This is a genomic window from Pseudomonas oryzihabitans (assembly GCF_032027545.1).
Classification (GTDB): Bacteria; Pseudomonadota; Gammaproteobacteria; order Pseudomonadales; family Pseudomonadaceae; genus Chryseomonas; species Chryseomonas oryzihabitans_F.
Window position 1 is genome coordinate 373,362 of the sequence record NZ_JAVSJB010000004.1, and the last position, 25,926, is coordinate 399,287.

The 25,926-nt window shown below is 67.3% G+C and carries 24 protein-coding genes; 15 read left to right on the forward strand and 9 right to left on the reverse strand.

Annotation, left to right across the window (positions count from 1 at the left end):
* The first annotated feature begins 6 nt into the window (after positions 1–6).
* The 8 genes from oadA (at position 7) to RND78_RS09105 (ending at position 8,171) form a co-directional block, all read left to right on the forward strand.
* Positions 7–1,812: a sodium-extruding oxaloacetate decarboxylase subunit alpha gene (gene oadA / locus RND78_RS09070; RefSeq protein ID WP_312727934.1), complete on the forward strand. Its 1,806-nt coding sequence runs from the start codon at positions 7–9 to the stop codon at positions 1,810–1,812.
* A 147-nt stretch (positions 1,813–1,959) separates the two neighbouring features.
* The gene (locus RND78_RS09075) at positions 1,960–2,091 is read left to right on the forward strand and encodes a hypothetical protein (RefSeq protein ID WP_312727936.1); all 132 of its coding nucleotides are present in this window, start codon (positions 1,960–1,962) and stop codon (positions 2,089–2,091) included.
* 196 nt (positions 2,092–2,287) lie between these two features.
* A complete protein-coding gene (locus tag RND78_RS09080) occupies positions 2,288–3,178 on the forward strand; it encodes a metal ABC transporter substrate-binding protein (protein ID WP_312727939.1) in 891 nt (296 codons plus the stop codon).
* Positions 3,175–3,945, forward strand: coding sequence for an ATP-binding cassette domain-containing protein (locus RND78_RS09085; RefSeq protein ID WP_312727942.1), 771 nt, complete (start codon positions 3,175–3,177; stop codon positions 3,943–3,945). The genes RND78_RS09080 and RND78_RS09085 overlap by 4 nt, the downstream gene beginning before the upstream one ends.
* Positions 3,945–4,799, forward strand: coding sequence for a metal ABC transporter permease (locus RND78_RS09090; protein ID WP_312727944.1), 855 nt, complete (start codon positions 3,945–3,947; stop codon positions 4,797–4,799). The genes RND78_RS09085 and RND78_RS09090 overlap by 1 nt, the downstream gene beginning before the upstream one ends.
* Positions 4,799–5,644, forward strand: coding sequence for a metal ABC transporter permease (locus RND78_RS09095; RefSeq protein WP_312727946.1), 846 nt, complete (start codon positions 4,799–4,801; stop codon positions 5,642–5,644). Before RND78_RS09090 ends, RND78_RS09095 begins: the two co-directional genes overlap by 1 nt.
* A gap of 66 nt (positions 5,645–5,710) precedes the next feature.
* Positions 5,711–6,145 (forward strand): CBS domain-containing protein, encoded by a 435-nt coding sequence (locus tag RND78_RS09100; protein WP_059228712.1) that lies wholly within the window; start codon positions 5,711–5,713, stop codon positions 6,143–6,145.
* A gap of 82 nt (positions 6,146–6,227) precedes the next feature.
* A complete protein-coding gene (locus RND78_RS09105) occupies positions 6,228–8,171 on the forward strand; it encodes a TonB-dependent receptor domain-containing protein (RefSeq protein ID WP_312727950.1) in 1,944 nt (647 codons plus the stop codon).
* Positions 8,172–8,322: 151 nt separating this feature from the next.
* On the opposite strand, the gene RND78_RS09110 is transcribed toward RND78_RS09105, so the two are convergent.
* Genes RND78_RS09110 through RND78_RS09130 form a run of 5 tightly spaced genes read right to left on the reverse strand, consistent with a single transcriptional unit; the run spans position 8,323 to position 12,227 of the window.
* A complete protein-coding gene (locus tag RND78_RS09110; protein WP_312727953.1) occupies positions 8,323–9,678 on the reverse strand; it encodes a HAMP domain-containing sensor histidine kinase in 1,356 nt (451 codons plus the stop codon).
* A 2-nt stretch (positions 9,679–9,680) separates the two neighbouring features.
* Positions 9,681–10,451 (reverse strand): response regulator transcription factor, encoded by a 771-nt coding sequence (locus tag RND78_RS09115; RefSeq protein WP_312727956.1) that lies wholly within the window; start codon positions 10,449–10,451, stop codon positions 9,681–9,683.
* A gap of 18 nt (positions 10,452–10,469) precedes the next feature.
* Positions 10,470–11,135 (reverse strand): GNAT family protein, encoded by a 666-nt coding sequence (locus tag RND78_RS09120; protein ID WP_312727957.1) that lies wholly within the window; start codon positions 11,133–11,135, stop codon positions 10,470–10,472.
* Positions 11,132–11,581: a GNAT family N-acetyltransferase gene (locus RND78_RS09125; protein WP_312727959.1), complete on the reverse strand. Its 450-nt coding sequence runs from the start codon at positions 11,579–11,581 to the stop codon at positions 11,132–11,134. The genes RND78_RS09120 and RND78_RS09125 overlap by 4 nt, the downstream gene beginning before the upstream one ends.
* Positions 11,582–11,594: 13 nt before the next feature.
* Complete coding sequence (locus tag RND78_RS09130) at positions 11,595–12,227, reverse strand: FMN-binding negative transcriptional regulator (RefSeq protein WP_312727962.1); 633 nt, start codon at positions 12,225–12,227, stop codon at positions 11,595–11,597.
* Positions 12,228–12,307: 80 nt separating this feature from the next.
* Between RND78_RS09130 and RND78_RS09135 the strand changes: the two genes are divergently transcribed.
* Complete coding sequence (locus RND78_RS09135) at positions 12,308–13,732, forward strand: PLP-dependent aminotransferase family protein (RefSeq protein WP_312727965.1); 1,425 nt, start codon at positions 12,308–12,310, stop codon at positions 13,730–13,732.
* Between the two features lie 4 nt (positions 13,733–13,736).
* Here RND78_RS09135 and RND78_RS09140 read toward each other — a convergent pair whose 3' ends face one another.
* Positions 13,737–14,591, reverse strand: coding sequence for a LysR family transcriptional regulator (locus tag RND78_RS09140; protein WP_312727967.1), 855 nt, complete (start codon positions 14,589–14,591; stop codon positions 13,737–13,739).
* 139 nt (positions 14,592–14,730) lie between these two features.
* Between RND78_RS09140 and RND78_RS09145 the strand changes: the two genes are divergently transcribed.
* Positions 14,731–16,254, forward strand: a complete 1,524-nt coding sequence (locus RND78_RS09145) for an MFS transporter (RefSeq protein ID WP_312727969.1) — start codon at positions 14,731–14,733, stop codon at positions 16,252–16,254.
* Here the strand turns inward: RND78_RS09145 and RND78_RS09150 are convergent.
* Positions 16,251–17,057, reverse strand: coding sequence for an amino acid ABC transporter permease (locus tag RND78_RS09150; protein ID WP_312727971.1), 807 nt, complete (start codon positions 17,055–17,057; stop codon positions 16,251–16,253). The genes RND78_RS09145 and RND78_RS09150 overlap by 4 nt on opposite strands.
* Positions 17,054–17,881, reverse strand: coding sequence for an ABC transporter substrate-binding protein (locus RND78_RS09155; RefSeq protein WP_312727973.1), 828 nt, complete (start codon positions 17,879–17,881; stop codon positions 17,054–17,056). Before RND78_RS09155 ends, RND78_RS09150 begins: the two co-directional genes overlap by 4 nt.
* Positions 17,882–17,982: 101 nt before the next feature.
* On the opposite strand from RND78_RS09155, the gene RND78_RS09160 reads away from it, so the two are divergent.
* The 4 genes from RND78_RS09160 (at position 17,983) to RND78_RS09175 (ending at position 23,270) form a co-directional block, all read left to right on the forward strand.
* Positions 17,983–18,885 (forward strand): homocysteine S-methyltransferase family protein, encoded by a 903-nt coding sequence (locus tag RND78_RS09160; protein ID WP_312727975.1) that lies wholly within the window; start codon positions 17,983–17,985, stop codon positions 18,883–18,885.
* Positions 18,886–19,231: 346 nt separating this feature from the next.
* Positions 19,232–20,566 carry a CitMHS family transporter gene (locus RND78_RS09165; protein WP_312727978.1) on the forward strand — a complete coding sequence of 445 codons (1,335 nt, stop codon included), beginning with the start codon at positions 19,232–19,234 and terminating at the stop codon, positions 20,564–20,566.
* A 116-nt stretch (positions 20,567–20,682) separates the two neighbouring features.
* The gene (locus tag RND78_RS09170) at positions 20,683–21,435 is read left to right on the forward strand and encodes a TerC family protein (protein ID WP_312727980.1); all 753 of its coding nucleotides are present in this window, start codon (positions 20,683–20,685) and stop codon (positions 21,433–21,435) included.
* A gap of 164 nt (positions 21,436–21,599) precedes the next feature.
* The gene (locus RND78_RS09175) at positions 21,600–23,270 is read left to right on the forward strand and encodes a Na/Pi cotransporter family protein (RefSeq protein ID WP_312727982.1); all 1,671 of its coding nucleotides are present in this window, start codon (positions 21,600–21,602) and stop codon (positions 23,268–23,270) included.
* Between the two features lie 170 nt (positions 23,271–23,440).
* On the opposite strand, the gene ampC is transcribed toward RND78_RS09175, so the two are convergent.
* Positions 23,441–24,601, reverse strand: coding sequence for a class C beta-lactamase (gene ampC, locus RND78_RS09180; RefSeq protein WP_312727985.1), 1,161 nt, complete (start codon positions 24,599–24,601; stop codon positions 23,441–23,443).
* A gap of 167 nt (positions 24,602–24,768) precedes the next feature.
* On the opposite strand from ampC, the gene RND78_RS09185 reads away from it, so the two are divergent.
* Positions 24,769–25,671: a D-hexose-6-phosphate mutarotase gene (locus RND78_RS09185; RefSeq protein WP_312727987.1), complete on the forward strand. Its 903-nt coding sequence runs from the start codon at positions 24,769–24,771 to the stop codon at positions 25,669–25,671.
* Positions 25,672–25,926 lie beyond the last annotated feature (255 nt).

The following is a 25,926-nucleotide window of genomic DNA, read 5'->3' on the forward strand; positions in this document are numbered from 1 at the left end:
AGAACAATGAAAAGCATCCAGATCACCGACACCATCCTGCGCGACGCCCACCAATCGCTGTTGGCGACCCGCATGCGCACCGAAGACATGCTGCCGATCTGCGCCAAGCTCGACCAGGTCGGCTACTGGTCGCTGGAAGTCTGGGGCGGCGCCACCTTCGACGCCTGCGTGCGCTTCCTCAAGGAAGATCCCTGGGAGCGCTTGCGCCAACTGCGACAGGCGCTGCCCAACACCCGCCTGCAGATGCTGCTGCGCGGCCAGAACCTGCTGGGCTATCGGCACTACAGCGACGATGTGGTCGAGGCCTTCGTCAAGCGCGCCGCGGCCAATGGCATCGACGTCTTCCGCATCTTCGATGCCATGAACGATGTGCGTAACCTGGAGACCGCCATCCGCGCGGTCAAGGCCAGCGGCAAGCACGCGCAGGGTACCCTCTGCTACACCACCAGCCCGGTACATACCGTGGCGGCCTTCGTCGACCAGGCGCGGTGCATGGCCGACCTGGGGGTGGATTCCATCGCCATCAAGGACATGGCCGGCCTGCTCACGCCCTATGCCACCGGCGAGCTGGTCAAGGCACTCAAGGAGGCCCTGAGCCTCGACGTGGTGGTGCACTCCCACGACACCGCCGGGGTGGCCGCCATGTGCCAGCTCAAGGCAGTGGAGAACGGCGCCGACCGCATCGATACGGCCATTTCCAGCCTGGCCTGGGGCACCAGCCATCCGGGCACCGAGTCCATGGTCGCGGCACTGCGCGACACGCCCTTCGACACCGGTCTGGACCTTGCGCTGCTGCAGGAAATCGGCCTGTACTTCCATGCGGTGCGCAAGAAATACCACCAGTTCGAGAGTGAATTCACCGGGGTCGATACCCGGGTGCAGGTCAACCAGGTGCCGGGCGGCATGATCTCCAACCTGGCCAACCAACTGCGCGAACAGGGCGCCCTCAACCGCATGAACGAGGTGTTGGAAGAGATCCCACGGGTGCGCAAGGACCTGGGCTACCCGCCCCTGGTGACCCCGACCTCGCAGATCGTCGGCACCCAGGCGTTCTTCAACGTGCTGGCCGGCGAGCGCTACAAGACCATCACCAACGAGGTGAAGCTCTATCTGCAGGGTCGTTACGGCAAGGCGCCGGGCGAGATCTGCGAGCAGTTGCGCAAGCAGGCCATCGGTCAGGAAGAGGTCATCGAGGTGCGCCCGGCCGATCTGCTCAACCCCGAGCTGGCGCGGCTGCGCGCCGAGATCGGCGACCTGGCCAAGAGCGAAGAAGATGTCATGACCTTCGCCATGTTCCCCGACATCGGGCGCAAGTTCCTCGAAGAGCGTGCCGCCGGCACCCTGGTGCCGGAAGCCCTGCTGCCCATTCCCAGCGCGGACGGCGTGGCGGCGGTGGGCGGCCAGGGCGTGCCCACCGCCTTCAGCGTCGACGTGCACGGCGAGACCTATCAGGTGGACATCACCGGCATCGGCCTCAAGAGCGAGGGCAAGCGGCACTTCTACCTGTCCATCGACGGGGTACCGGAAGAGGTGGTGTTCGAAGCCAGTGGCGATTTCGTCGCCGAGGGTGGTCAGCGGCGCCGCCAGGCGGAGCGTCCCGGCGACGTCAGCACCACCATGCCGGGCAATATCGTCGAGGTGCTGGTGAAGGAGGGCGATCAGGTCAGGGCCGGGCAGGGCGTGCTGGTCACCGAAGCCATGAAGATGGAAACCGAGATCCAGGCGCCCATCGCCGGTACCGTCACCGCGGTGCGGGTGGCCAAGGGCGATCGGGTCAATCCAGGCGAGGTGTTGATCGAAATCGAAGGCTGAGAGCTCTTCGATTTCCCTCGGGGGCCAATAGCCCCCTTTTTATATGGTCATCCTCTATCCGTTCGATTGATAAAAAGCACTAACACCTTCCGATAGGGTCTGCTATTTAATATAGCCAAGGCTATAACGATCCCGGGAGGATTCGCGATGCTGAAAGATCTCAAGAGACGCGCCCTGCGTGGCCTGCTGGACAAGCTGCTCGACCAGCCCGCCGAACGTCGTCCGCTGGATAGGCAGCCCGAGCGCGTGCGGGGTGTGTCGGTCCACGCCGCTCATTGATCCCCTGCTGATCAGGCAGGGGCCGCTCGGCCTTTTGCACCTCTCATCAGCGCCTCCGGTACGTCCTGTACGAGGCGCTTTTCCCTGCTCGTCTCCCCCTTTGCCCTCTTCATCCAAGGTTACAAAGTCCCGGCGCACGTTCGATAGTTTGTGCTATCTAATATAGCCAAGGCTATAAGTTCCTGGGAGGCGGCGGATGCTGAAGAAGACGAGACGCTGGGCACTGGCGGGGCTGCTGGGATTGTTGCTCGGCAACGCCCAGGGCGCCGAGCCGTTCAAGGTGGTCACCACCTTCACGGTGATCGCCGACATGGCGCGCAATGTGGCGGGTGATGCTGCCCGGGTGGAATCCATCACCAAGCCCGGCGCCGAGATCCACAACTACCAGCCGACCCCAGGCGATCTGCTCAAGGCGCGTGATGCCCAGCTGGTGCTGTGGAACGGCCTGAACCTGGAACTGTGGTTCGAGCGTTTCTTCAGCCGCATGAAGGACGTGCCCAGCGCGGTGGTCTCCCAGGGTGTCGAGCCCATCGCCATCGCCCAGGGTCCCTATGCCGGCAAGCCCAATCCCCATGCCTGGATGTCACCCCAGGCGGCGTTGATCTACGTCGACAATATCCGCGATGCGCTGGTACGGCACGATCCGGCCAATGCCGAGACCTACCGGCGTAACGCCGAGGCCTACAAGGCGCGCATCACCACCACCCTCGACCCCCTGCGCCAGCAGTTGCAGGCGATTCCCGAGCAGCGCCGCTGGCTGGTGTCCAGCGAGGGTGCCTTCAGCTACTTGGCGCGGGACCTGGGGCTCAAGGAGCTCTATCTCTGGCCGATCAATGCCGATGCCCAGGGCACACCGCAGCAGGTGCGCCGGGTAATCGAGACGGTGCGTGCCGAGCGGATTCCGGCGGTGTTCAGCGAGAGCACCGTCTCCGCCGCACCGGCCGAGCAGGTGGCGCGGGAGAGCGGTGCCCGCTACGGCGGGGTGCTCTACGTGGATTCCCTGAGCGCCGCTGACGGCCCGGTACCGACTTATCTCGACCTGCTACGAGTGACCACCGATACGCTGGTGAAGGGGCTGGCGCCATGATCGTCCTCGACGGTGTCAGCGTGACCTATCGCAATGGCCATACCGCCTTGCGCGAGGCCAGCCTGGTGGTGCCCGGCGGCTCCATCACCGCCCTGGTGGGGGTCAACGGCAGCGGCAAGTCGACGCTGTTCAAGGCGATCATGGGCTTCGTGCCCATCCGTGCCGGGCAGGTGCAGGTCGATGACCTGCCGGTGGCCCAGGCGCTCAAGCGCAACCTGATCGCCTACGTGCCCCAGAGCGAGGACGTGGACTGGGACTTTCCGGTACGGGTAGAAGACGTGGTGCTCATGGGCCGCTATGGACGGATGAATTTCCTGCGGCTGGCGCGTGCTGCCGATCACCAGGCGGTGGACGCCGCCCTGGCCCGGGTGGGGCTGACGGAGTTGCGCAAACGGCAGATCGGCGAACTCTCCGGCGGCCAGAAGAAGCGCGTCTTCCTCGCCCGCGCCCTGGCCCAGGACAGCCGGGTGATCCTCCTGGACGAACCCTTCACCGGGGTGGACGCCACCTCCGAGCGCGCCATCATCGAGCTGCTCCAGGCGCTGCGCGCCGAAGGGCGTTCGATGCTGGTCTCGACCCATGACCTGGCCAGCATCGAGCGCTTCTGCGACCGCACCGTGTTGCTCAACCGCACGGTGCTGGCCCAGGGGCCGACCGCCGAGGTCTTCACCCGGGAAAACCTGGAGCGTACCTTCGGCGGCGCCCTGCGCCTGTTCGAGGGCGGCCAACGACAGTCCCGGCCGCCGCAATGGCGAGAGCGTGCCTGATGGAGTGGCTGCTGGAGCCGCTGGGCTATGGCTACATGAGGAACGCCCTGGGCGCCGCCGCGCTGGTGGGTGGCCTGTGCGCCTTTCTTTCCGCCTATCTGATGCTCAAGGGTTGGTCGCTGATCGGCGATGCCCTGTCCCATGCCGTGGTGCCGGGCGTGGCCGGTGCCTACCTGCTGGGGTTGCCGCTGGCCCTGGGTGCCTTTCTCGCCGGCGGGGCAGCGGCAGGCGCCATGCTCGGCCTGCGGCAGTACACGCGGCTCAAGGAAGACGTCATCATCGGCCTGATCTTCAGCGCCTTCTTCGGTGGCGGGCTGTTCCTCGTCTCGCTGGCGCCGGTAGCGGTGGACATCCAGACCATCGTCTTCGGCAACATCCTGGCCATCACCCCCGAGGCCAGTCGCCAGCTGCTGATCATCGCCGCCATCTCCCTACTAGTTTTGCTGCTGAAGTGGCGCGACCTGCTGCTGGTGTTCTTCGACGAGGGCCAGGCGCGCGCCTGCGGCCTCAATCCCACCGGCTACAAGCTGCTGTTCTTTACCCTGCTGGCGCTGAGCACCGTGGCGGCCATGCAGACGGTGGGCGCCTTTCTGGTCATCGCCCTGGTAGTGACACCGGGGGCGACGGCCTATCTGCTCAGTGATCGCTTCTCGCGGGTGGTGCTGATCAGCGTGGCCATTGGGGTCGGCAGCGGACTGCTGGGTACCTATCTCAGCTACTTCCTCGATGGCGCCACCGGCGGTTGCGTGGTGGTGCTGCAGACGCTGGTCTTCCTGCTGGCCTTCCTCTTGGCGCCGCGCCATGGCCTGCTGGCCAACCGGCGACGGGCGCGACGCAGCGCGGAGGCCGGCTGATGGAGTGGCTGCTGCTGACCGTCGAGGTCGATTTCATGCGCCAGGCGCTGCTGATGGCGGTGCTGGTGGCGGTGCCTACGGCGCTGCTGTCGTGCTTTCTGGTGCTCAAGGGCTGGGCGCTGCTGGGCGACGCCATCGCCCATGCGGTGTTTCCCGGCTTGGTGCTGGCCTCGGCGCTGGGCGCCCCCCTGGTGGTGGGCGCCTTCGTCGCCGGGCTGGGCTGCGCCCTGGCCACCGGTTATCTCAAGCGCCACAGCCGGGTGAAGCAGGACACGCTCATGGGAGTGGTCTTCTCCGGGATGTTCGGCCTGGGGCTGGTACTGCATGCCAGGCTGCCCACCGAACTGCACCTGGACCACATCCTGCTCGGCGATCTCCTGGGGGTGACCCCGGCGGCCTTCTGGCAGATGACGGTGATTGCCGCCGTGGTGGTGCTGGTCCTCGCCTGCCGCTGGCGCGACCTGCTGGTGCTGGCCTTCGATGCGGCCCAGGCGCGGGCGCTGGGGCTGCGGGTGGACCTGCTGCACTACGGCCTGCTCGGCTTGATCGCCCTGACGGTGGTCGGCGCCCTGCAGGCAGTGGGCATGGTACCGGTGGTGGCATTGCTGATCGCCCCGGGGGCAACGGCCTTTCTGCTCACCCGCTCCTTTGGCATGATGCTGCTGGTAGCCACGGCGCTGGCTGTGACGGCGGCCCTGGGCGGCGTGCTGCTGAGCCTGGCCTGGGACAGCGCACCGGCGCCGACCATGGTGGTGTTGCTGACCGCTGGCTTCCTGCTCGCCCTGGCATGGCGCCTGTGGCGGGATCGACGTCGCTCGGGCGATAAGGGCGTTCAATCGGCCTGATGTAATCGGTTGACTGGCCTGGCCAGGCGCTCCCGGTCACGCTCGCCTTCCCTCAGGAGAACAATTATGAAAACCGTTGCCCAGTTACTCGCCGCCAAAGCCCAGCAGGACGTCTACACCACCACGCCGGAAGCCTCGGTGCTCGAAGCGCTGCAATTGATGGCCGACAAGAACGTCGGGGCGCTGCCGGTGATGCGCGGAGGCGAACTGGTGGGCATCGTCAGCGAGCGTGACTACGCCCGCAAGATGGTGTTGCAGGGGCGTTCCTCCTACGCCACCCCGGTGAGCGCCATCATGACCGCCGCGGTGATCATCATCCTGCCGTCGCAGAGTGTCGCCGAGTGCCTGGCGCTGATGACCGAACATCGCCTGCGTCACCTACCGGTAATGGGGAACGGCCAACTGATCGGCCTGCTGTCCATTGGCGACTTGGTCAAGGAAATCATGGTCGAACAGGCCGCGCTGATCCGCCAGCTGGAAGGCTACATCCGCGGCGAGTGAAGACGGCTGTCTCAACCTGTCCCAAATTCCGTAACGACAATCATTACCATCCGTGTCCTTTCTCGTCTGGAGGGCACGTTGTATGGCAAGGTCGCACCCGTTCATCCCCACACCTTTGGCTCTGGGCCTGGCGCTGGCCAGCCTGGCGGCCGGCGCCGAGGAGATTACTGAACTCGATACCACGGTGGTCACCGCATCCGGCTTCGAACAGCGGCTAGAGGACGCCCCGGCTTCGGTCACGGTGATCGATGCCGAAACCCTGCGCAAGCGTCCGATCCGTGACCTGGGCGATGCCCTGCGCGACGTCGAGGGCGTGGTGGTCAACGGTTCGGCCAACGAGACCGATATCTCCATCCGCGGCATGCCTGGGGATTACACCCTGATCCTGGTTGACGGCAAGCGCCAGAGCGGTCGGGAGTCGCGGGTCAACGGCAACCGCGGCTATGAGCAGAGCTTCATTCCGCCGGCGGCCGCCATCGAGCGGATCGAAGTGGTGCGCGGGCCCATGTCGTCGCTGTATGGCTCCGATGCCATTGGCGGGGTGATCAACATCATCACCAAGAAGAATGTGACGGAATGGCATGGTTCCCTGACCACCGACTACATCGCCCAGCAGCACAAGGATCAGGGCAATTCGCGGCAGGGCCAGTTCTTCCTCGGCGGCCCGCTGCATGCCGACCTGCTCGGCCTGCAGCTCTGGGGCCGCTACCTGGATCGCCAGGCCGATGCTGACGTCCAGCAGACCCAGGGTTTCAGCAAGGCGCGTCACCGCGACCTGACCGGGCGTCTGGTGTTCACCCCGAACCAAGACCACGAGATCATGCTGGAAGCCGGCCAGACGCGCCTGCGCAACGGCGATGGCCTGAGCAACGACTGGGCCACCCGCCAGCAGGACAACGACCGCGATCACTGGTCGGTGAGCCATACCGGGCACTGGCAGGGCGGGATGCGCTCGGACGTGTCCCTGGCGCACGAGGAAACCTCGCGCGAAGGCCTGGCCACGCCGGCGCAGACCGACGTCTTCGGGCGCAAGCCGCAGGTGAACAACACCGTATTGGATGCCAAGCTGGTGACCCCGCTGGATGATCACCTGCTCACCACCGGGCTGCAGTACAACCACGGCGAGGTGCAGGACTGGAACCAGGGCCTGGGCGACCGACGCCAGTATTCCTTCTCGGTGACCCAGCGGGCGCTGTTCGCCGAGGACGAATGGGCCATCACCGACAGCTTCGCCCTCACGGGTGGGCTACGCCTGGACGACCACGAGCAGTACGGCAAGCATTGGAGTCCGCGGCTCTATGGCGTCTGGCACTCCACACCTGAATGGACCTTCAAGGGCGGCGTCTCGCGTGGCTTCAAGGCGCCGGAGATCCGCGCCGTGGTACCCGGCTACGCCTATCTGCGGCGCAATCGATTCGTCATGCTCGGCAACCCGGATCTCAAACCGGAAACCAGCACCAACTACGAGGTGGCGGCGCTCTGGTCCAACCGCAACAACCTCGAGGCCTCGGCGACGCTGTTCTACAACGACTTCAAGGACAAGCTTTCCACCGTCACCACCACCCAGCGCTGGAACAACTACATCCGCATGGATCGCATCAACGTCGACGAGGCGGTGATCCGCGGCGTCGAGCTGAGCGGCGGTTGGGACATCACCAAGGCCCTGCGCCTGGGCGGCAACTTCACCTACCTGGACTCCGAGCAGCGCAGCGGTCCCAACAAGGGCGCGCCGCTGTCGCTGACCCCCGAGCGCAAGGCCAATCTGCGGCTGGACTGGACCCTGACGGACCGGCTCAACCTGTGGACGGCGCTGGACTACTACGGTGAAGAGTATGACGCCACCCTGACTGCTGAATCGGCGCCGGCCTACACCACCTGGGACGTGGGCGGCGGCTTCGTGGCCACGCGCAACCTGAGCTTCAATGCCGCGATCCGCAACCTGAACGACCGTCGCCTGGACGACGAGACCTATGGCACGGTGAACTACGGTCGGCATCTCTGGGTGAGTGCGACTATGAGTTTCTAACTGGATGAGTGTTGGGTTTCCCTGAGCAACTGTCCTTTGACGTAACCCATTGATCGCGGCCATGGGCCGCTCCTACAGGTGTTTACCTATCCGTAGGAGCGGCCGCATCGGCGGACCGCCATGGCCGCGATTTTAGTTGGGCTGATCCAAATCAAGTGGCCAGCGGCAGGATCACCCGGGCGCACAGGCCGCCTTCCGGGCGGTTGTGCAGGTGCAGCTCGCCGCCGTGGGCAAGGATGCAGGCACGGGCGATGGCCAGGCCGAGGCCGAGGCCACGGGGCGAGAGCTGGTCCGGTGGCCGGTAGAAGGGTTCGAAGACCCGCTCCAACTGGTCGGCCGGCAGGCCCGGTCCCTGGTCGAGGATGTCCAGTTGCAGCAGGCGCGAATCGAGGCGGCTGAGCTGCACCTGGGCACTGCCGCCATGCTGCAGGGCGTTGTCGAGCAGATTGCCCAGGGCCCGCTTGAGCGCCAGCGGGCGACCCCGCAGCGGGGCCGGTCCGTTCTCCGGCCAGGTCACCGGCTGGCCCAGCGCCCGGTAGCGCTCGTGCAAATCCTGCAGCAGTGCGCTCAGGTCGATATCCTGGTGGACTTCGGTTTGGCGCTCGCCCCGGATGAAATCCAGGGTCTCCTGCACCATGGCGTCCAGCTCGCCCAGGCTTTCCTCCATGTCGTCGCGTTCGGCCGAGGGCTCCAGCAGTGCCAGCTGTACCCGCAGCGCGGCCAGCGGGGTATTGAAGTCATGGCTGATGGCGGCCAGCATGCGCACCCGGTCGTCCAGATGGCGCAGCAGCCGCTCCTGCATCAGCTCGAAGGCCGCCGCCAGCTCCCGTGCCTCGCGGGGACCCCGCTGCACCTCCAGCTGGCTGCGTTCGCCACGACTCAACCCCTCGGCGGCCACGGTGAGCCGCCGCAGCGGTCGCACCAGCTGGCCGATCAGCAGCCAGGCCAGCAGCAGCACCGGCAGGGCACCCAGCAGCAGCGACCAGCCCAGGGCGCTCAGCCAGTCATCGCGGCGCGAGGGATATTGCACGGCATTCAGCCAACGACCATCAGGCAGGGCCAGGCTGCTGCGCAGGCGCAGTGGCGCCCAGCCGGCCGGGGTCAGCGGCGAGGCGCGGGCGGCCGCGCCGGTGAGGCCTTCCAGCTGCATCACCAGGCCGTCCGGCGACTGCCCCAGGCGTTGCGCCAGGTCCCGCGCCAGGCGTCGCTCCTCGCTGAGCATGGGGAAGGGTGCCACCTCTGGCGTCGCCGCCACCCAGACCCGCGCTGGCGCCTTGGCCAGGGCGTGCAACAGCGCCCCGGCCTGCTGCTCGGGCAGGTGGGCGACGGCCATGCGGGCGACCGCCAGGCGTTCCAGCGCCTGGCCATAGGACAACGGATGCACCAGTGAGCCATTGTAATGCAGGATCAGCGCCGCCGCGCCGTGGGCCAGCAGTAGCGTGGCGAGGAACAGCATGCAGAGGCGCGGCGTGATGCCCTGCAGCCAGCCCCCGAGCGCGAGCGCCACGGCTAGTCCAGGGCCTCGACCGGGCAGTCCAATAGATAGCCACGACCCCAGACGGTACGCAGCGGCGATTCGCCTGCGTCCTGGGCCAGGCGCAGGCGCAGCCGGCTCACCTGGCGATCCAGCGAGCGGTCTTCCAGCGGGCGCTCCGGCGAGCGGATCCGCGCCAGCAACAGATCGCGATGCAGCACGGCCTGGGGCTGGCGCAGGAAGGCCAGCAGCAGGCGCCCCTCGGCCTGGCCCAGGCGGCGAGCGCTGCCGTCGGGATGCTGCAACGTCTGGGTGAGGGGGGCGTAGTACCAGCCGGCGAAGCGATAGGCCGTCGCCGGAGCGGGTTCCTCCGCGGGTAGCGGGGCGGTGGCCCGGTAGCGCCGGTGCAGGGTGCGGATCCGCGCCACCAGTTCGCGTGGCTCGAAGGGCTTGGTGACATAGTCGTCGGCGCCCTGTTCCAGGCCGAGTACCCGGTCGTCCACCTCGCCACGGGCGGTGAGCAGGATCACCGGGGTGCTGTCGCGCTGGCGCAGGTCGCGGCAGAGGCTGAAACCGTCGCCGTCCGGCAGCATCACGTCGAGGACGATGACGTCGAAACGTTGCTCGGCGAGCAGCGCCTTCATCCGCGCGGCGTCGGCCGCGGTGGTGACCTCGATGCCCTGGCGCCGCAGATAGAGGGCCAGGGGTTCGCGCAGCTTGCGGTGGTCTTCGACGAGCAGGACGTGGATGGTGGTCACGGCGATCAGGCTGGTGGTAGCAACCGCTCTAGGATAGCGCTTTGCCATCTCGCTTGGTATTGCTTCTCATTTGCCGGATGCGACCGCCAGGGCGCTGAGCTGGCGCCCGTCGGCGTCGAAGTTGTCCGGCGCCAGCCAGCGCTGGAAGCCGGCATCCACCGTTGGCCATTCACCGTCCAGCAGGCTGTACCAAGCGGTGTCGCGATTGCGTCCCTTGACCACCCGGTGCTGGCGGAACAAGCCTTCGTAGCTCAGGCCCAGTCTCTCGGCAGCTCGCTTCGAGCGGGCGTTGGCGTTGTCGCATTTCCATTCCAGCCGGCGATAGCCCAGGGCGAAGGCTTCCTGCATCAGCAGATACACGGCCTCGGTGGCCAGGGGCGTGCGCTGCAGGCGTCCACCGAAGGCGACGTGGCCGATCTCGATGCTGCCGTGCTCGGGGACGATGCTCATCAGGCTGAGTTGTCCCAGGGTGCATCCATCGCGCGGGTCCACCACCGCATAGAACAGCGGGTCGCGGCCCTGGGCCAGATTGGCCAGCCAGGCGTCGAAGGCGGCCCGCTCGGTGAAGGGGCCGTAGGGCAGGAAGTCCCACAGCGCCGGGTCGTCGGCGTGCAGGGTTTGCCAGAGGTCGGCACCGTGGCGCGCCGGATCGAGGGGTTCCAGGCGCACATGGTGACCGTGCAGCAGCCGAGGTTGGGGCACGTGGGCGGGGGTCCAGGCGAGGGTGGTCATGGGCGGTCTCCCAACAGGTGGCGGTACTGGATGAATCCGGAACGCAAGGCGACGCGGTCGTAGAGCTGGCGCCCCGGGTAGTTGGTTTCCTGGGTCAGCCAGTGCACCCGGTCGCAGCCAGCGGCCGCGGCGCAGGCGTAGACATGCTCGATCAGGGCCCGCCCCAGGCCACTCCCGCGATGCCCCGCGGCGACATAGAGATCCTGCAGGTAGCAGTAATCGGCTTCGGTCCAGCAGGAACGGTGATAGATGAAGTGCACCAGCCCAAGGGCGTGGTCACCCTCCCAGGCCAGGGCGCCGTGCACGGGTTCGTGCGGATCGAGCAGCCGCTGCCAGGTGCTGGCATAGGTGGTTTCTGGCAGGACGGTCTCGTAGAAGGCCAGGTAGGCCTGCCAGAGGTCGCGCCAGACGCCGTGGTCGGCCGGGGTGAGCGGGCGAATGGTCATGGGGGCTCCGGGGTCAGGACGGGGCGGTCATCAGCCCGGCCAGGGCCTGGGCGCTCGGATCGGCGCTGGCGGTCAGGCCCTGGCGGACGCCCTCGTGATCGGCAGCGTTGCGGTTCTGGCTGAGCTTGGCGATGCCCTGAAGGCTGTCGATGGGCAGGCGCAGGCCGCGGATGGCGCGCAGCATGCCCTGCAGGTAATCCGTGGGTGCATCCGCTACCCGCCAGGGCACGGGCCGTCCGGCTTCGTGCTGGTCGGTGAGGCGCTCCAGCAAGGGCAGCAGGCGCTCGGGGTCGTCGAAGACCTCGACCGTGCCGCGGGCGTGCACCGCCTGGTAGTTCCAGGTCGGGACAACCCGCCCGTGCTCGGCCTTGCTCGGATAGAAGGCTGGGCTGACATAGGCCTGCGGACCCTGGAAAACCGCCAGTACCTGCCCTTGTTCGACCAGAGCCTCAGCCTGGGGATTGCTGCGCGCCAGGTGGCCATAGAGGGTGCCGCAGGGCCCTTCGGCAGGCTCCAGCCAGAGTGGAAGATGGCTGACCAGCGGCCCGCTGGCGGTCTGGCTGACGAGCAAGGCGAGGGCGTGGTCGCGCAGGTGCTGGTGCAGCCTGGGCAGGTCGTCGAGACGGAAAGCGGGATTGGGGTACATGGGTGAGATCTCCAGCAGCATCTCGCCATGCTAAGGTCAGCTTTGGCTCCCCGTAAGAGCCAATTCCTGCGACTTCGAGGGTGCCAATCATGCTGGGATTCGATCCCTCGGGCCTGCTGTTGGAACCGGGCCAGGGCCTGGCCCGCCAGCTCTATCAAGGCTTGCGCGGGCGCATCCTGGCCGGCGAGCTGGCGGCCGGGGTAAGGCTGCCGGCCAGCCGTGAAATGGCGCGATTGCTGGGTGTCTCGCGCAACACCGTGACCGCCGCCTACGAACAGCTGCTGGCCGAGGGCTTTCTCGATAGTCATCTGGGCGATGGCACCTACGTGGCCGGCGTGGCCCAGGCGCTGGCGCCTCGGACGGGCGCCGTATCGACGGCGCCGCAGGCCCCCGCCAGCGTCCCGCCTGGCGCACCGCGCGCCTTCCGCGTCGGGTTGCCGGCGGTGGATCTGTTTCCCTTCGCTACCTGGGCACGGTTGCAACAGCGCTTCTGGCGCCAGCCGGATGCGGCGCTGCTGGGCTATCGCGAGCCCGGCGGGGAACCGCGTCTACGTCGGCTGCTGAGCGCCTATCTGCGCCAGGCGCGTGGACTGGTCTGCGCCCCCGAGCAGATCCTCATCACCACTGGCGCCCAGCAGGCCATCGAACTCTGCGCCCGGCTGCTGCTGGCCCCTGGCGCCCTGGCGGCGATGGAGGACCCCGGCTATCGCGCGGCGGGCCTGGCGCTGCAGAGCGGTGGCGCGCGTTTGCAGGGCATCGCGGTGGATGGCGCTGGGCTCAGGACAGAGGAACTGGCCGAGCAGCGAGACTGCCGGCTGGTCTATGTCACCCCCTCGCACCAGTATCCCACCGGCGCCGTGCTCTCCCTGCCGCGGCGCCTGGCACTGCTGGACTGGGCGCGGCAGGCAGACGGCTGGATCGTCGAGGACGACTACGACGGCGAGTACCGTTACCAGGGCGCACCCCTCGCGCCCCTGGCCGCACTGGATCGCCACGGGCGGGTGCTCTATGTCGGCACCTTTTCGAAGATCGCCTTTCCCGGCCTGCGCCTGGGCTATCTGGTGGCGCCGCCGGCCCTGGTGCCGGCCCTGCTGGCCTTGCAACGGGCCGGCATTCGCCATCTGGACAGCGCCACCCAGACGGTAATGGCCGACTTCATCGAGCAGGGTCATTTCCAGCGCCACATCCGCCGCATGAGGCGTGCCGCGCGCAGTCGCCGCGATGCCCTGCTGGCCGGCTGGCCAGAGGTCGCCGGCTGCGCCGCGCCGGACGTCCCGGTGGCCGGTTTGCACCTCTGCCTGCCGGTGGCGAGCCTTGCCCGAGAAGCCGAGCTGGTGGCCCAGGCGGCAGCGGTCGAGGTGGAGCTCAATCCCCTGTCGCGCTACTGGCTACCCGAAGGCCCAACTCCGCCCGACACCCGCGCTGGTTTGGTACTGGGCTTTGCGGCGGTGCCGGAGGTGCGGATTGCCGAGGCGCTGGCGAGGTTGCGGGGGGCCTGGACTTGAGTCGCTAGCCCTGCCGCCGATGCTCCCCAAAGGCCGCGGTAATGGCCCTGAGGGTCGCCCGGGTACGGGGATCGGTGAGCGACGAATGCAGCTCGATGGCCTGGGAGGGGATGGCGGGCAAGCCCAGTGCCGGGCCGACGTCCACCAGATTGGCCGTTACGAGCCGGCGCGGAAAGGCGGCCACGGCGAGACCGGCGGCGAGGGCCGCGGCGACCGCCGAGGTGCCACCGACGAAGACGCTGGTCCAGGGAATGCCGGCCGCGTCCAGCAGCCGGTTGGCCGGATCCCGCACGGCGCACTGGGTCAGGTAGCTGGCGAGGCGCAGGGGCTCGCCGGGGCGCGGCGCGAAGTCCGCCGCGGCGTACCAGCCGAAGTGCTCGGGGCCGAGCACTTCGCCCTGCCGACGGTCGTCGTCGCTGCGGATGATGACGGCGTCGAATTCGCCCTTGTCGTAGGCGCTCAACAAGGCGGGAGCATCGTCTACCGAGACCTCCAGGGTCAGGCACGGATCGAGCGCCTTGAGTCGCGCCAGCAGGGTCGGCACCTCGGGACCGAAGAGATGGATCGCGATGCCCAGGGTGAAGCGCCGATGTGGCTGGTCGCTCAAGGCCGCCAGGGCCTGCTCGTGGGCGAAGAGGAAATCCCGCGCCCGCGGTAGGAAGCGCTCCCCGCCGACCGACAGGCGCACCTGGCGCGGCGTGCGCTCGAGCAGCCGCTCGCCCAGGCGATTTTCCAGTCGCTTGAGCTTGACGCTGAGGGCGCCTTGGGTCGAGCCGAGGAGGTCCGCTGCCCGGGTGAAACTACGCAGCTCGGCGATGGTGACGAAGGCCTGTACCGCGTCGACATCGAGACTCTTCATATATCCATCCACTTTTGTTGTCACTGAAATATCCAGCTATACGATTGTTAAATAAACCGCCGCCCGGCATGTTCGCAACCTCTAGTCGTTCGGCGTCGGCCCGCGCCCTGGCCGACAATTGCCCCGGAGGTCTCCCGCGATGCCATCACCTTCTCCGTCCCGCAAGAACCTGGCCTTGGTCGCCATCTGCCTGTCGGCGCTGATGCTCGGCCTGGAGATCACCAGCATTCCTGCCATCCTGCCGCTGTTGGAGGGCGCGGTGCCGGCCGACTTTCGGCAGCTGCAATGGATCATGAACGCCTACACCCTGGCCATGAGCACGGTGCTGATGGCCATGGGTGCGCTAGGTGATCGCTTCGGGCGCAAGCGCGTCTTCATCGCAGGCACCCTGGTCTTCGGGCTGGCGTCCTTGGCCTGTGCTCTGGCACCCTCGGCGCTGGCGCTGATAGGCGCGCGCTTCCTGCAGGGCCTGGCCGCGGCGGCGATGCTGGCCTGCCAGATCGCCTTGTTGTCGCGGCAATTTCCCTCGGGCGCCGAACGCGGCCGGGCGTTCGGCTATTGGGGGATCGTCTTCGGCGCCGGCCTCGGGTTCGGGCCGCTCGTCGGAGGTGCACTGGCGACCCTGGCGAGCTGGAACTGGGTGTTTCTGATCCATGTCGGTCTCGCCGCGGTCACCGTCGCCTGCGCCCTGGGTGGCCTTGAGGAGTCGGCCAATCCCGCGGCGCAGCCCCTGGACCTTGCGGGCATGCTCACCCTGTCACTGGCGGTGTTCGGCGGCGTCTATCTGATCATCCAGGGGCCGGCCACAGCTGCCGTCGGGTGGCTGGGGTGGGGCCTGAGCCTGGGGTGCCTGTTGCTCTTCGTCGTCATCGAGCGACGCCAGGCCCAGCCCATGTTCGATTTCGCCGTGTTGCGCGTCCGACGTTTCAGTGGCGCGCTGCTGGGCGCCAGTGGCATGAATTTCAGTTTCTGGCCCTTCGTCGTCTATCTGCCGCTCTATCTGCAAGCCGTGCTGGGCCTGGACGCCCTGGCCACGGGTGGGATGGTGCTGGCCTACACCCTGCCCACCGTCCTGGTACCGCCACTGGCGGAGCGCCTGCTGTTGCGTCATGGCCCCGGTCTGGTCATTCCCCTGGGGCTCGGCCTGATCGGCCTGGGCTTCGCCCTGCTCAGTCTGGCGGTGAGCCTGGGGGCTGACCAGGTGCCCGCGCTGGTGCCCGGCTGCCTGCTGGCCGGTATCGGTGTGGGTCTGACCAATACCCCGGTGACCAACACGGCCACGGCGGCTTTGCCCGTAGAACGGAGCGGCATGGCTTCGGGGCTGGACATGAGCACGCGGATCATTGCCCTGGCGCTGAATATCGCGCTCATGGGCGCCATCCTGCTGGGTGGCGTCGCGGCACACTTGGATACGGCGGCGACAACGCTGGATGGCAGCGGACTTGAGTCGCTGGCCGAGGCCATTGCCGCCGGTAACCTCGGAGTGGCGCAGGCCCAGGGGGTCGACCTGTCGCTGGCGCGCGCCGCGCTCGGTCAGGGAGTCGGTTGGGTGACCAGCTATGCCGCGGCCTGCGCCTGCGGTTTCGCGTTGCTGAGTTTACGGCTGCTGCGCCCGGCGCGATCTGGGCGGTGTCAGTGCCTAGCGAAAGGTGGCGAGCCCTAACGTCCCCGATACGCTTTCCCATAATGCCGCTCCAGGCGCGACTGGGCGAATTCCATGGCCAGCGACAGCAGCCAGTAGAGCACCGCCGCGGTGGTCAGCATCTCCAGGTAGCGATAGCTGGAGCGGCCGTAGGACTGGGCGAGGAACATCACTTCCCAGACGCCCATCACCGAGACCAGGGAGGAGTCCTTGAGCATGGAGATGAATTGGCTGGTGGTGGGCGGGATGATGCTGCGCATGGCCTGGGGCAGGGTCACGCGCCAGAAGATCACCCGCGGTGCCAGGCCCAGGGCCAGGGCCGCCTCGCGCTGACCGGCGGGAACGCCGAGCAGGCCGGCACGGAAGATCTCGCTGAGGTAGGCGCCGTAGTTCAGTGACAGGGCGAGGATGCCGGCGCTGATGGCGCCGGGCACCACACCGATCTGCGGCAGGCCCAGGTAGATCAGCAGGATCTGGATCAGCAGCGGGGTGCCGCGAAAGAAGGAGGCATAGAAGGTCGCCACGCCATAGGCCAGGGCGCTGGACGACAGCCGTCCCAGCGCCGTGGCGAAGCCCAGCAGCACCGATACGGCGATGGAGCAGAGGCTGAGGAACAGCGTCAGGGCCGCGCCCTGCAGGAAGCCATTGGGGCCCAGGCGCCAGCCCACCAGATTGGGTAGGCGTGGCCAGACGCTGGCGAACTTGAGATCGAAGCCGAGTACGAAGACCGCGCCCCCGGCCAGCAGCGCCAGCCAGGTCAGCCAGACGCGGGTACGAAAGCTCAGCCAGGGGCGCTGTTGGGCAGGAGGCGGAAGCTCACTCATTGGGCTTGGGTGATGTCGGCGCCGATCCACTTCTCGGAGAGGCGCTTCAGGGTACCGTCCTGGCGCAGGCCCTCGATGATCTCGCGCAGCTTGGCGGCGAATTCCGGATCGCCCTTCTCGATAGCCACGGCGTTGGGCTCGGCATAGAGCGGCGCACCGGCCAGCTTGAACTTGGCGTCCTGGGCGATACGCGGCTGGGCGGTCACCAGGTTGGTCAGCACCGCGTCCAGTCGTTTGCCGGCGCCCAGGGCCAGGTCCTGGAAGGCGACGTTGTCGTCGGGGAAGGGCACCACCTGGACGTCGTCGAAGGGATAGCTCAGGGGTTTGTCTTCCTGGCCTTCGATGGTGAGGTCCTTGTTCAGGTAGCTCTCGTAGGACGAGGCGCTGGTGACGCCGACCTTCTTGCCGGAGAGGTCCTTGGCGCCGTGGATGCGGTCGTCACCGGCGTTGACCACGATCACCGCCGGCGAGGCGTAGTAGTCGACCGGGAAGTCGAACACCTGGGCGCGCGCCTGGCTCGGCGTCATGGAGCAGATGCAGACGTCGTAGCGACCGCTCCAGCGGCCGGCGGCGATCACGTCCCAGGACGGTGTTTCCAGGCGCAGCTTCACGCCCAGCTTGTCGGCCACCGCCTTGGCCACGTCCACGTCGAAGCCCTCCAGCTGGTTCTGGGCGTTGAGTTGGGAGAAGGGCGGATAGCTTTCCATGAGCACATTGACCAGCTCGCCCTTGGCCTTGATTCGATCCAGGGTGGCGCCGGCCGAGGCCGAGTTGGCGACCAGCGCCAGGGTCAGGCCGAGGGCCGATAGCAGAGCGGTTCTCATGGGGGGCGTCCTTTGCAAAGGGTAAGAGGGCCTGGTATTAGAGAGATATGAGAACCGATATTGAACTCTGTTTTGGTTATAAGGGAAAGTGAAATAGCTATATGGCCAATATGAATCTCGTTCTTCTCGACGGCGGCATGGGCCGCGAGCTACAGCGCCGCGGCGCGCCTTTCCGCCAGCCGGAGTGGTCGGCCCTGGCCCTGAGCGAGGCGCCGGAGCAGGTGGAAGCCGTGCACCGTGCCTATATCGAGGCCGGCGCCCAGGTGATCACCAGCAACAGCTATGCGGTAGTGCCCTTCCATATCGGCGAGGCGCGTTTCGCCACCGAAGGCGAGGCCTTGGCCGCGCGGGCCGGCGAATTGGCGCGTCGTGCCGTGAGGGCCAGCGGGCAACAGGTGCGGGTGGCGGGCTCCCTGCCGCCGCTGTTCGGCTCCTATCGCCCCGATCTGTTCGAGCCGGCGCGGGTCGACGAGGTGCTGCAACCGCTGATCCGTGGCCTGGCGCCCCATGTCGATCTCTGGCTGGCGGAAACCCAGAGCTCCCTGGCCGAGGTGCGTGCCATCGCCGCCGGGCTGCCCGACGATGGCAAGCCGCTGTGGCTGTCCTTCACCCTGAAGGACGAAGACGTCGACGAGATCCCACGGCTGAGATCCGGTGAGCCGGTGGCCGCGGCCGCGCAGCTGGCGGTGGAGCTGGGCGCCGGGGCCTTGCTGTTCAATTGCAGCCAGCCCGAGGTGATGGCCGCGGCGCTGGATACCGCGCGTGAAACCTTCGCTGCGGCAGGTATCGCGATTCCTTTCGGCGCCTATGCCAACGCCTTCCCGCCCCAGCCGGAAGAGGCCACCGCCAACGACGGCCTCGACCCTTTGCGCCCGGACCTGGATCCGCCCGGCTACCTGAGCTTCGCCCAGGACTGGCAGGCGCGCGGCGCGAGCCTGATTGGCGGCTGCTGCGGCATCGGTCCGGAGCATATCGCCGTACTCAAGGCGCGACTGCGCGGCTGACCGCGGGTTTCACCGGGCAAGACGAGAGCGAGCGGCGCCGTCCGCCGCCCTCGGCGAGCCGAGCTGATCAGGCCTGTCTGGCAGGTTGGTGTCATCTTCGTGACATCCCGCAACATCCGCCTTTCGCCACGCAAGGCTGGCGAAAGGTTGACGGCTTAGGATCCGCTCAAGACCCGCCTCCGTGAGCGGGCGATGTGCCTACAAAAATAACCAGGATCCTCGCCATGTCGTATCTGTCCTTCCAGGCGTCCCCGCGCGCCATCGTCCCCTGGATCTTCGCCCTCACCGCGCCCCTGCGCCGCGGCTGAACCTCTTTCCTTTTCGCGAACATCCAGAGGTACCTCCCATGCTGACTTTCCTCGGCTTCGCCATGGTCATGACCTTCATGTACCTGATCATGACCAAGCGCCTGTCTCCGCTGATCGCCCTGACCATGGTGCCGATCGCCTTCGCCGTGCTGGCGTGGGCGCTGTCCAGCGAATTCGCCAGCCTCGGCCACGTCAAGCTCGACGCCCTCGGCCCGATGATGCTCGACGGCATCCGCAAGCTGGCGCCCACCGGCGTGATGCTGCTGTTCGCCATCCTCTACTTCGCCGTGATGATCGACACCGGCCTGTTCGACCCGGCGGTGCGCTGGATCCTCAAGCTGGTCAAGGGCGATCCACTCAAGGTGGCCATGGGTACCGTCTTCCTGACCCTGGTGGTGTCCCTGGACGGTGACGGCTCGACCACCTACATGATCTGCGTGGCCGCCATGTTCCCGCTGTACAAGCGCCTGGGCATGAATCCGCTGATCATGACCTGCCTGATGCTGCTCTCCAGCGGGGTGATGAACCTGACGCCCTGGGGCGGCCCGACCGCCCGCGCCGCCAGTGCCCTGCACGTGGACCCGGCCGACGTCTTCGTGCCCATGATCGCGCCCATGCTGCTGGCCATCGCCTGGCTGTTCTTCCTCGCCTACCTCTATGGGCGCAGCGAGCGCGCCCGCCTGGGCATCCTGCAGATCGGCGAGACCGAAGGCGCCGACGTCACCGTCTCCCAGTGCGCCGAGGCCCGCCGGCCGCACCTGCGCTGGTTCAACGGCCTGCTGACCCTGGCGCTGATGGCGGCGCTGGTCGTCGGCGTGCTGCCGATGCCGGTGCTGTTCATGATCGCCTTCGGCATCGCCATGATCGTCAACTACCGCTGCCTGAACATGCAGAAGCAGCGCATCGCCGCCCATGCCGAGAACGTCCTGGCGGTGGTCTCGCTGATCTTCGCCGCGGGCATCTTCACCGGCATCCTCTCGGGTACCGGCATGGTCGACGCCATGTCCAAGGGGCTGCTGGCGGTGATTCCGGACGCCCTGGGGCCGTACATGGCGGTGATCACCGCCCTGGTCAGCCTGCCGTTCACCTTCTTCATCTCCAACGACGCCTTCTACTTCGGCGTACTGCCGGTGCTGGCCGAGGCCGCCGCGGCCTACGGCATCAGCCCGGTGGAGATCGCCCGGGCCTCCATCGTCGGCCAGCCCGTGCACCTGCTCAGCCCCCTGGTGCCCTCGACCTACCTGCTGGTGGGCCTGGCCAAGGTGGAGTTCGGCGACCACCAGCGCTTCACCCTGAAATGGGCCACCGTGACCTGCATGTTCCTCTTGGTCGGTGCTTTGTTACTGGGTGTGTTTCCGCTGTACAGCCGCTAGAGTTTTACCAACTGTACGACTAGCCTTGCCGGCTGTTCGAAAACGGCGCGTCGTCCGACGCGCCTTTTCCTTTAAAGCGCGCTGCCAGACGCGCCTTCGCGATGAGAGGATTTGCAATGGAGTGGTTGACCAACCCGGAAATCTGGGTCGCCTTCTTTACCCTGACGGCCCTGGAGATCGTCCTGGGGATCGACAACATCATCATGATCTCCATCCTGGTCAGCCGCATGCCCAAGCACATGCAGGCGCGGACCCGCTTCTTCGGCCTGGCGCTGGCCATGGTCACCCGCATCCTGTTGCTGCTGTCCATCACCTGGGTGATGCGCCTCACCGCCGACCTGTTCTTCGTCTTCGGCCAGGGCATCTCCGGGCGTGATCTCATCCTCTTCTTCGGCGGCCTGTTCCTGCTGTGGAAGAGCAGCGCCGAGATCTACCACGGCCTGGAAGGCGAGGAAGAGCAGGACGAGGGCGCCCCGCAGAAGAAGGGCAGCGGCTTCATCGGCACCATCATCCAGATCGCCATCATCGACATCGTCTTCTCGCTGGACTCGGTGATCACCGCGGTGGGCATGGTCAGCCACGTGCCGGTCATGGTCGCGGCCATCATCGTCGCGGTGCTGGTGATGATGCTGGCGGCCGGTGCCATCAGCAATTTCATCGACAAGCACCCGAGCCTGAAGATGCTGGCGCTGTCCTTCCTGATCGTGGTCGGTACCGTGCTCATCGCCGAAGCCTTCGAGGTCCATGTGCCCAAGGGCTACGTCTACTTCGCCATGGCCTTCTCGCTGGCGGTGGAAGCCATCAACATCCGCCTGCGCGGCAAGGCCAAGGCCCGCGAGGCGGTCAAGCTGCGCAAGGAGCAGATCTGATCGCCGCGGCGGAACCCGCACCGGTCCCCGCCGCCTAAACCAGCAAGTCCCCGCGAGCCCGAAGGTGCCTCATCTTCGGGCTCGTGCGTCTGTGCAGAACGGTCATTACGATTTTGTGACAAGCTCGCCAGGAGCTCTTGGACACGCGCCGGGAGGGCGCCACGATGCTGACACTGCTCAATCTGCTATCCGCCGTGTCCCTGCTGGTGTGGGGCACCCATATCGTACGCACCGGCATCCTGCGGGTGTACGGTGCCAGCCTGCGCCGGGTACTCAGCCGCAGCATGCAGCGCATGCCGCTGGCCTTCCTCTCTGGCATCGCCGTCACCGCCCTGGTGCAGAGCAGCAATGCCACCGCGCTGCTGGTGACCTCCTTCGTCGCCCAGGGCCTGGTGCCGCTCACCCCGGCGCTGGCCATCATGCTCGGCGCCGACGTGGGCACCGCGCTCATGGCACGGGTGCTGACCTTCGACCTGTCCTGGCTGTCGCCGCTGCTGATCTTCCTCGGCGTGGTGTTCTTCCTCGGCCGCAAGCAGACCCGTGCCGGCCAGCTCGGTCGGGTCGCCATCGGCCTCGGCCTGATCATCCTGGCGCTGCAGCTGATCGTCGAGGCGGCCTCGCCCATGACCCACGCCGCCGGGGTCAAGGTGCTGTTCTCCTCGCTGACCGGCGACCAGTTGCTCGACGCCCTGACCGGCGCCATCTTCGCCATGGTCTCCTATTCCAGCCTGGCGGCGGTGCTGCTCACCGCTACCCTGGCCGGCTCCGGGGTCATCTCGCTGAAGGTGGCGCTGTGCCTGGTGGTGGGCGCCAACCTGGGTAGTGGGGTGCTGGCCATGATCGGCGCCGCCAAGCAGGGCGTGGAGGCGCGCCGGGTGGCCCTGGGCAGCCTGTTGTTCAAGCTCGCCGGTTGCCTCCTGGTGCTGCCCTGGATCGGCCTCCTGGCCGACTGGCTGCAGGGCTACGACTTCAACGAGGCCGAGGTGGTGATCGGTTTCCACGTCGCCTACAACCTGGTGCGCTGCCTGCTGTTCCTGCCGCTGACCGGTCCGCTGGCGCGTTTCTGTACGGCGCTGATGCCGGCGCGGGAGAGCGCCGAGACCATCCTGCGCCCCCGCCACCTGGACACCGCGGCGCTGGACACCCCGGCCCTGGCACTGACCAACGCCTCGCGCGAGGTGCTGCGCATGGGCGACGTCATCGAGCAGATGCTGCAGCACCTCCTGGTGCTAATCAACGCCGGCGACAAACAGCTGGCCCGCGAGGTGCGCCGCCTCGATGACGACGTCGACGCCCTCTATACGGCGATCAAGCTGTACCTGGCACGCATGCCGCGCGACGACCTCGACGAGCGCGACAGCCGGCGCTGGGCCGAGACCATCGAACTGGCGATCAACCTAGAGCAGGCCGGCGATCTCATCGAGCGCATGGCCAGCGACGTGGACAGCAAGAAGATCGCCGCCCGCCGCTCCTTCTCGGCCTCCGGGGTGGACGAGCTCACCGCGCTGCACCGGCTGCTGGTGGATAGCCTCCGGCTGTGCCTGTCGGTCTACCTCTCCGGCGACCTCGACGCCGCTCGCCGCCTGCGCCGGCTCAAGCAGCGCTTCCGCCTGCTGGAGCGGCGCTATGCCCATGCCCACGTCGAGCGGCTGCACCAGCAGGTGGTGGAAAGCTTCGAGACCAGCGCCCTGCACCTGGGCCTGCTCAGCGATATGCGCCGGGTCAATTCGCTGTTCTGCAGCATCGCCCACGGCGTGCTGGAGGCGGCCGACGCCGGCTATGCCACCGAGCATGAACTGCCGGTGGAGGGGCGTGAGGAAGCGGGTGAGGCCTGAGGTTGGATTTCGTGGATGAGGCTGCGCCGTCAGCCACCCTACTGATCGCGGCCATGGCGGTCCGCCGATGCGGCCGTTCCTACTTAGCGCTCCGATTTATCGCGGCCATGGGCCGCTCCTACAGGGTTTGACGGTTTTGTAGGAGCGGCCCATGGCCGCGATGGAGCGCCTTACCGCCCCCCGCTATCGAGCCGCTGCAGAATCCGCCATGCCGCCTCGATCCGCGCTGGAATCGGGTAGTTGCGATTGGCCAGGATCACCAGACCGATCTGGCGTTCCGGGATGAACAGCGCGTAGGCGCCGAAGCCGTTGGTGGAGCCGGTCTTGTTCAGCAGCCGGGCGCCACTGGCTGGCAGTGGCGGGTGCTGCCAATCCACCGGTTGCGGCTCCAGGGCCATCGCCGGGGTGTTGCCGGCCAGCAGCTGGGCCTTGGTCAGGGGATAGGCGTAGGCCTCCCAGCCCAGGCCCTGGGTCAGGGGGCCGCTGCGATAGTAGCCCTGCTGGGTGGTGGTGATCGCCTTGGCCAGGGGCGCCGGTAGTTGGCCAGGGTTGAGGTTCGCCGCGATGAAGCCCAGCAGATCACCGGCGGTGGTCTTGATGCCATAGGCCTCCTCGGCATAGACGCCCGGATTGACCCGCAGCGGCTCGCCGTTCTTGCCATGGCCCCAGGCGTAGTGAGCCTGCGCGGTCGCCGGTACCTGCAGATAGGTGTGGTCGAGTCCCAGGGGCTTGAGGACGTGGCGCTGCAGCGCCGTGGCGAAGGGCTCATCGAGTCGCTGGGCCGCCAGGGCGCCGAACAGGCCGATGCTGGGATTGGAGTAGAGGCGGTGGCTGCCGGCGGGGAAGGGCGGCTGGAAGGCGCGGTAGAAGGCCGTCGTCTGATCGTCGCGGGTGACGCTGTCGGGAAATTGCAGTGGCAGCCCGCCGGCGCTGTAGGTGGCCAGTTGCAGGAGACTGGCCTGGCCGATGGCGCTGCCGGCGAGCGCTGGGCGGACCTGCGCTGCTGACTCGTCCAGTCGCAGGCGTCCCGTGACCGCCGCATAGGCGCCCAGGGTGGCGGTGTAGGTCTTGCTCAGGGAGCCGATCTCGAACAGGGTCGCGGCGTCCACTGGCTGGCCGCTGCGGCGGTCGGCGGTGCCGAAGTAGTAGAGCCGACGCAGGCCAGGGGCGGTGACGCCCACCGCCAGGCCCGGGATGTCCTGCTCGGCCATTACCGTTTTGACGGCGGCGCTTACCTCGTCGTCGAGGCCTGGGGCTGCCTGGGCCAGGATGGGCAATGCCAGCCCCAGGCAGAGACCGAAGCGGAGGGGCGCGCGCGGGATACCCGACATGGCAGTCATTTCCTGATGATGGGGTTGGCAGTCTAGTCGAGCGTTGCCTACGGACTTGAGAACCGGACAACGCTGCGAGGTTTTGCCGTTGCTGCGGTCCATGGTTGGCTGGAGCCCGGTCATGGACTGGACTACAGTCGCCCTTTCCCTTTTCCAGGAGTCGCCCCATGTCCGCTGCCCCCCTCGTCGAACAGATCCAACTGGGCCAGTTGCCCGTCTGGCGCATCCGCGTCGGCCAGGCCGAAGCCCTGGTGGCCTGCCAGGGCGCCCACGTGCTGCGCTACGGCTTCGACGGCGAGCCGGACATCGTCTGGGGTAATCCGGAGGCCGTGTTCGAGCCCGGCACCCCGATCCGCGGCGGCATTCCGGTCTGCTGGCCCTGGTTCGGCGACCTGCTGAAGAATCCGGCCGCGGTCCAGGCCATGTGCACCACCACGGCGGACGCCCCGGCCCACGGCCTGGCGCGCCAGGTCGCCTGGCAGGCCGGGGGTGTCGAGGTGGATACCGACCGGGTGCGCCTGGACTTCCACCACCGCACCTCCGCCGAGACCACCCCGGGCTGGCCCCATGCCACCGAGCTGACCCTGAGCCTGAGCGTCGGTGAGCGCCTGGAACTGACCCTGAGCGTGCGCAATCTGGAAGATCACCCACTGGTGCTGAGCCAGGCGCTGCATACCTATTTCGCCGTGAGCGACGTGCACGAAGTGGGTATCGAGGGCCTGGCCAACGCCGACTACTACGACTGCCTGGACGGCTGGACCCGCAAGCGGCAGAACGGCGAGCCGACCATCACCGGCGAGACCGACCGGGTCTATGTCGGCCTGCCGGCACGTCTGGCGATCCGCGATACCCAGTGGCAGCGCCGGCTGTTCGTCGAGACCCGCAACAGCCATTCGGCGGTGCTGTGGAATCCCTGGATCGACAAGGCCGCGCGCCTGAGCCAATTCGCCGACGACGCCTGGACCGGCATGCTGTGCATCGAGACCGCCCGGGTGATGGACGACGTCCTGACCGTGGCGCCGGGCGCCTCGGCCGAGATGGCGGTGAGCCTGTGGCGCGAGGCGCTATAGGGGCTGGTTAGGGGTTAGGGGCGGCGCTCTCCCGAAGGGAGAGGGGGCGCTCAGATAGGCTCAGGCGCCTGGATGCTTGGGCGTCCTGCTGAGCGGTGACATTCAAGCAGGCCAGAGCGAAGTCGGCGCTGGACCGCAGAGGACATGAAGGACCGCACCCGAACTCCACCCCAACGCCCCTTGGTGTATGGCCCGGAGGGGAGAGGGGCGCTCAGATGGACTTCTGGGTAGTGGGCTGGTGAGCTGCCCGCCAAG

What these genes read in the sequence shown, in the direction of transcription:
- oadA (WP_312727934.1), top strand. Translation starts at nt 7, where the DNA reads ATGAAAAGCATCCAGATCACCGACACCATCCTGCGCGACGCCCACCAA.
- RND78_RS09090 (WP_312727944.1), top strand. Translation starts at nt 3,945, where the DNA reads ATGGAGTGGCTGCTGGAGCCGCTGGGCTATGGCTACATGAGGAACGCC.
- RND78_RS09100 (WP_059228712.1), top strand. Translation starts at nt 5,711, where the DNA reads ATGAAAACCGTTGCCCAGTTACTCGCCGCCAAAGCCCAGCAGGACGTC.
- ampC (WP_312727985.1), bottom strand. Translation starts at nt 24,601, where the DNA reads ATGTCGGGTATCCCGCGCGCGCCCCTCCGCTTCGGTCTCTGCCTGGGG.
- RND78_RS09115 (WP_312727956.1), bottom strand. Translation starts at nt 10,451, where the DNA reads ATGGCAAAGCGCTATCCTAGAGCGGTTGCTACCACCAGCCTGATCGCC.
- RND78_RS09105 (WP_312727950.1), top strand. Translation starts at nt 6,228, where the DNA reads ATGGCAAGGTCGCACCCGTTCATCCCCACACCTTTGGCTCTGGGCCTG.
- RND78_RS09125 (WP_312727959.1), bottom strand. Translation starts at nt 11,581, where the DNA reads ATGACCATTCGCCCGCTCACCCCGGCCGACCACGGCGTCTGGCGCGAC.
- RND78_RS09140 (WP_312727967.1), bottom strand. Translation starts at nt 14,591, where the DNA reads ATGAAGAGTCTCGATGTCGACGCGGTACAGGCCTTCGTCACCATCGCC.
- RND78_RS09175 (WP_312727982.1), top strand. Translation starts at nt 21,600, where the DNA reads ATGCTGACACTGCTCAATCTGCTATCCGCCGTGTCCCTGCTGGTGTGG.
- RND78_RS09185 (WP_312727987.1), top strand. Translation starts at nt 24,769, where the DNA reads ATGTCCGCTGCCCCCCTCGTCGAACAGATCCAACTGGGCCAGTTGCCC.
- RND78_RS09170 (WP_312727980.1), top strand. Translation starts at nt 20,683, where the DNA reads ATGGAGTGGTTGACCAACCCGGAAATCTGGGTCGCCTTCTTTACCCTG.
- RND78_RS09075 (WP_312727936.1), top strand. Translation starts at nt 1,960, where the DNA reads ATGCTGAAAGATCTCAAGAGACGCGCCCTGCGTGGCCTGCTGGACAAG.
- RND78_RS09095 (WP_312727946.1), top strand. Translation starts at nt 4,799, where the DNA reads ATGGAGTGGCTGCTGCTGACCGTCGAGGTCGATTTCATGCGCCAGGCG.
- RND78_RS09130 (WP_312727962.1), bottom strand. Translation starts at nt 12,227, where the DNA reads ATGTACCCCAATCCCGCTTTCCGTCTCGACGACCTGCCCAGGCTGCAC.
- RND78_RS09155 (WP_312727973.1), bottom strand. Translation starts at nt 17,881, where the DNA reads ATGAGAACCGCTCTGCTATCGGCCCTCGGCCTGACCCTGGCGCTGGTC.
- RND78_RS09150 (WP_312727971.1), bottom strand. Translation starts at nt 17,057, where the DNA reads ATGAGTGAGCTTCCGCCTCCTGCCCAACAGCGCCCCTGGCTGAGCTTT.
- RND78_RS09085 (WP_312727942.1), top strand. Translation starts at nt 3,175, where the DNA reads ATGATCGTCCTCGACGGTGTCAGCGTGACCTATCGCAATGGCCATACC.
- RND78_RS09160 (WP_312727975.1), top strand. Translation starts at nt 17,983, where the DNA reads ATGGCCAATATGAATCTCGTTCTTCTCGACGGCGGCATGGGCCGCGAG.
- RND78_RS09145 (WP_312727969.1), top strand. Translation starts at nt 14,731, where the DNA reads ATGCCATCACCTTCTCCGTCCCGCAAGAACCTGGCCTTGGTCGCCATC.
- RND78_RS09080 (WP_312727939.1), top strand. Translation starts at nt 2,288, where the DNA reads ATGCTGAAGAAGACGAGACGCTGGGCACTGGCGGGGCTGCTGGGATTG.
- RND78_RS09165 (WP_312727978.1), top strand. Translation starts at nt 19,232, where the DNA reads ATGCTGACTTTCCTCGGCTTCGCCATGGTCATGACCTTCATGTACCTG.
- RND78_RS09120 (WP_312727957.1), bottom strand. Translation starts at nt 11,135, where the DNA reads ATGACCACCCTCGCCTGGACCCCCGCCCACGTGCCCCAACCTCGGCTG.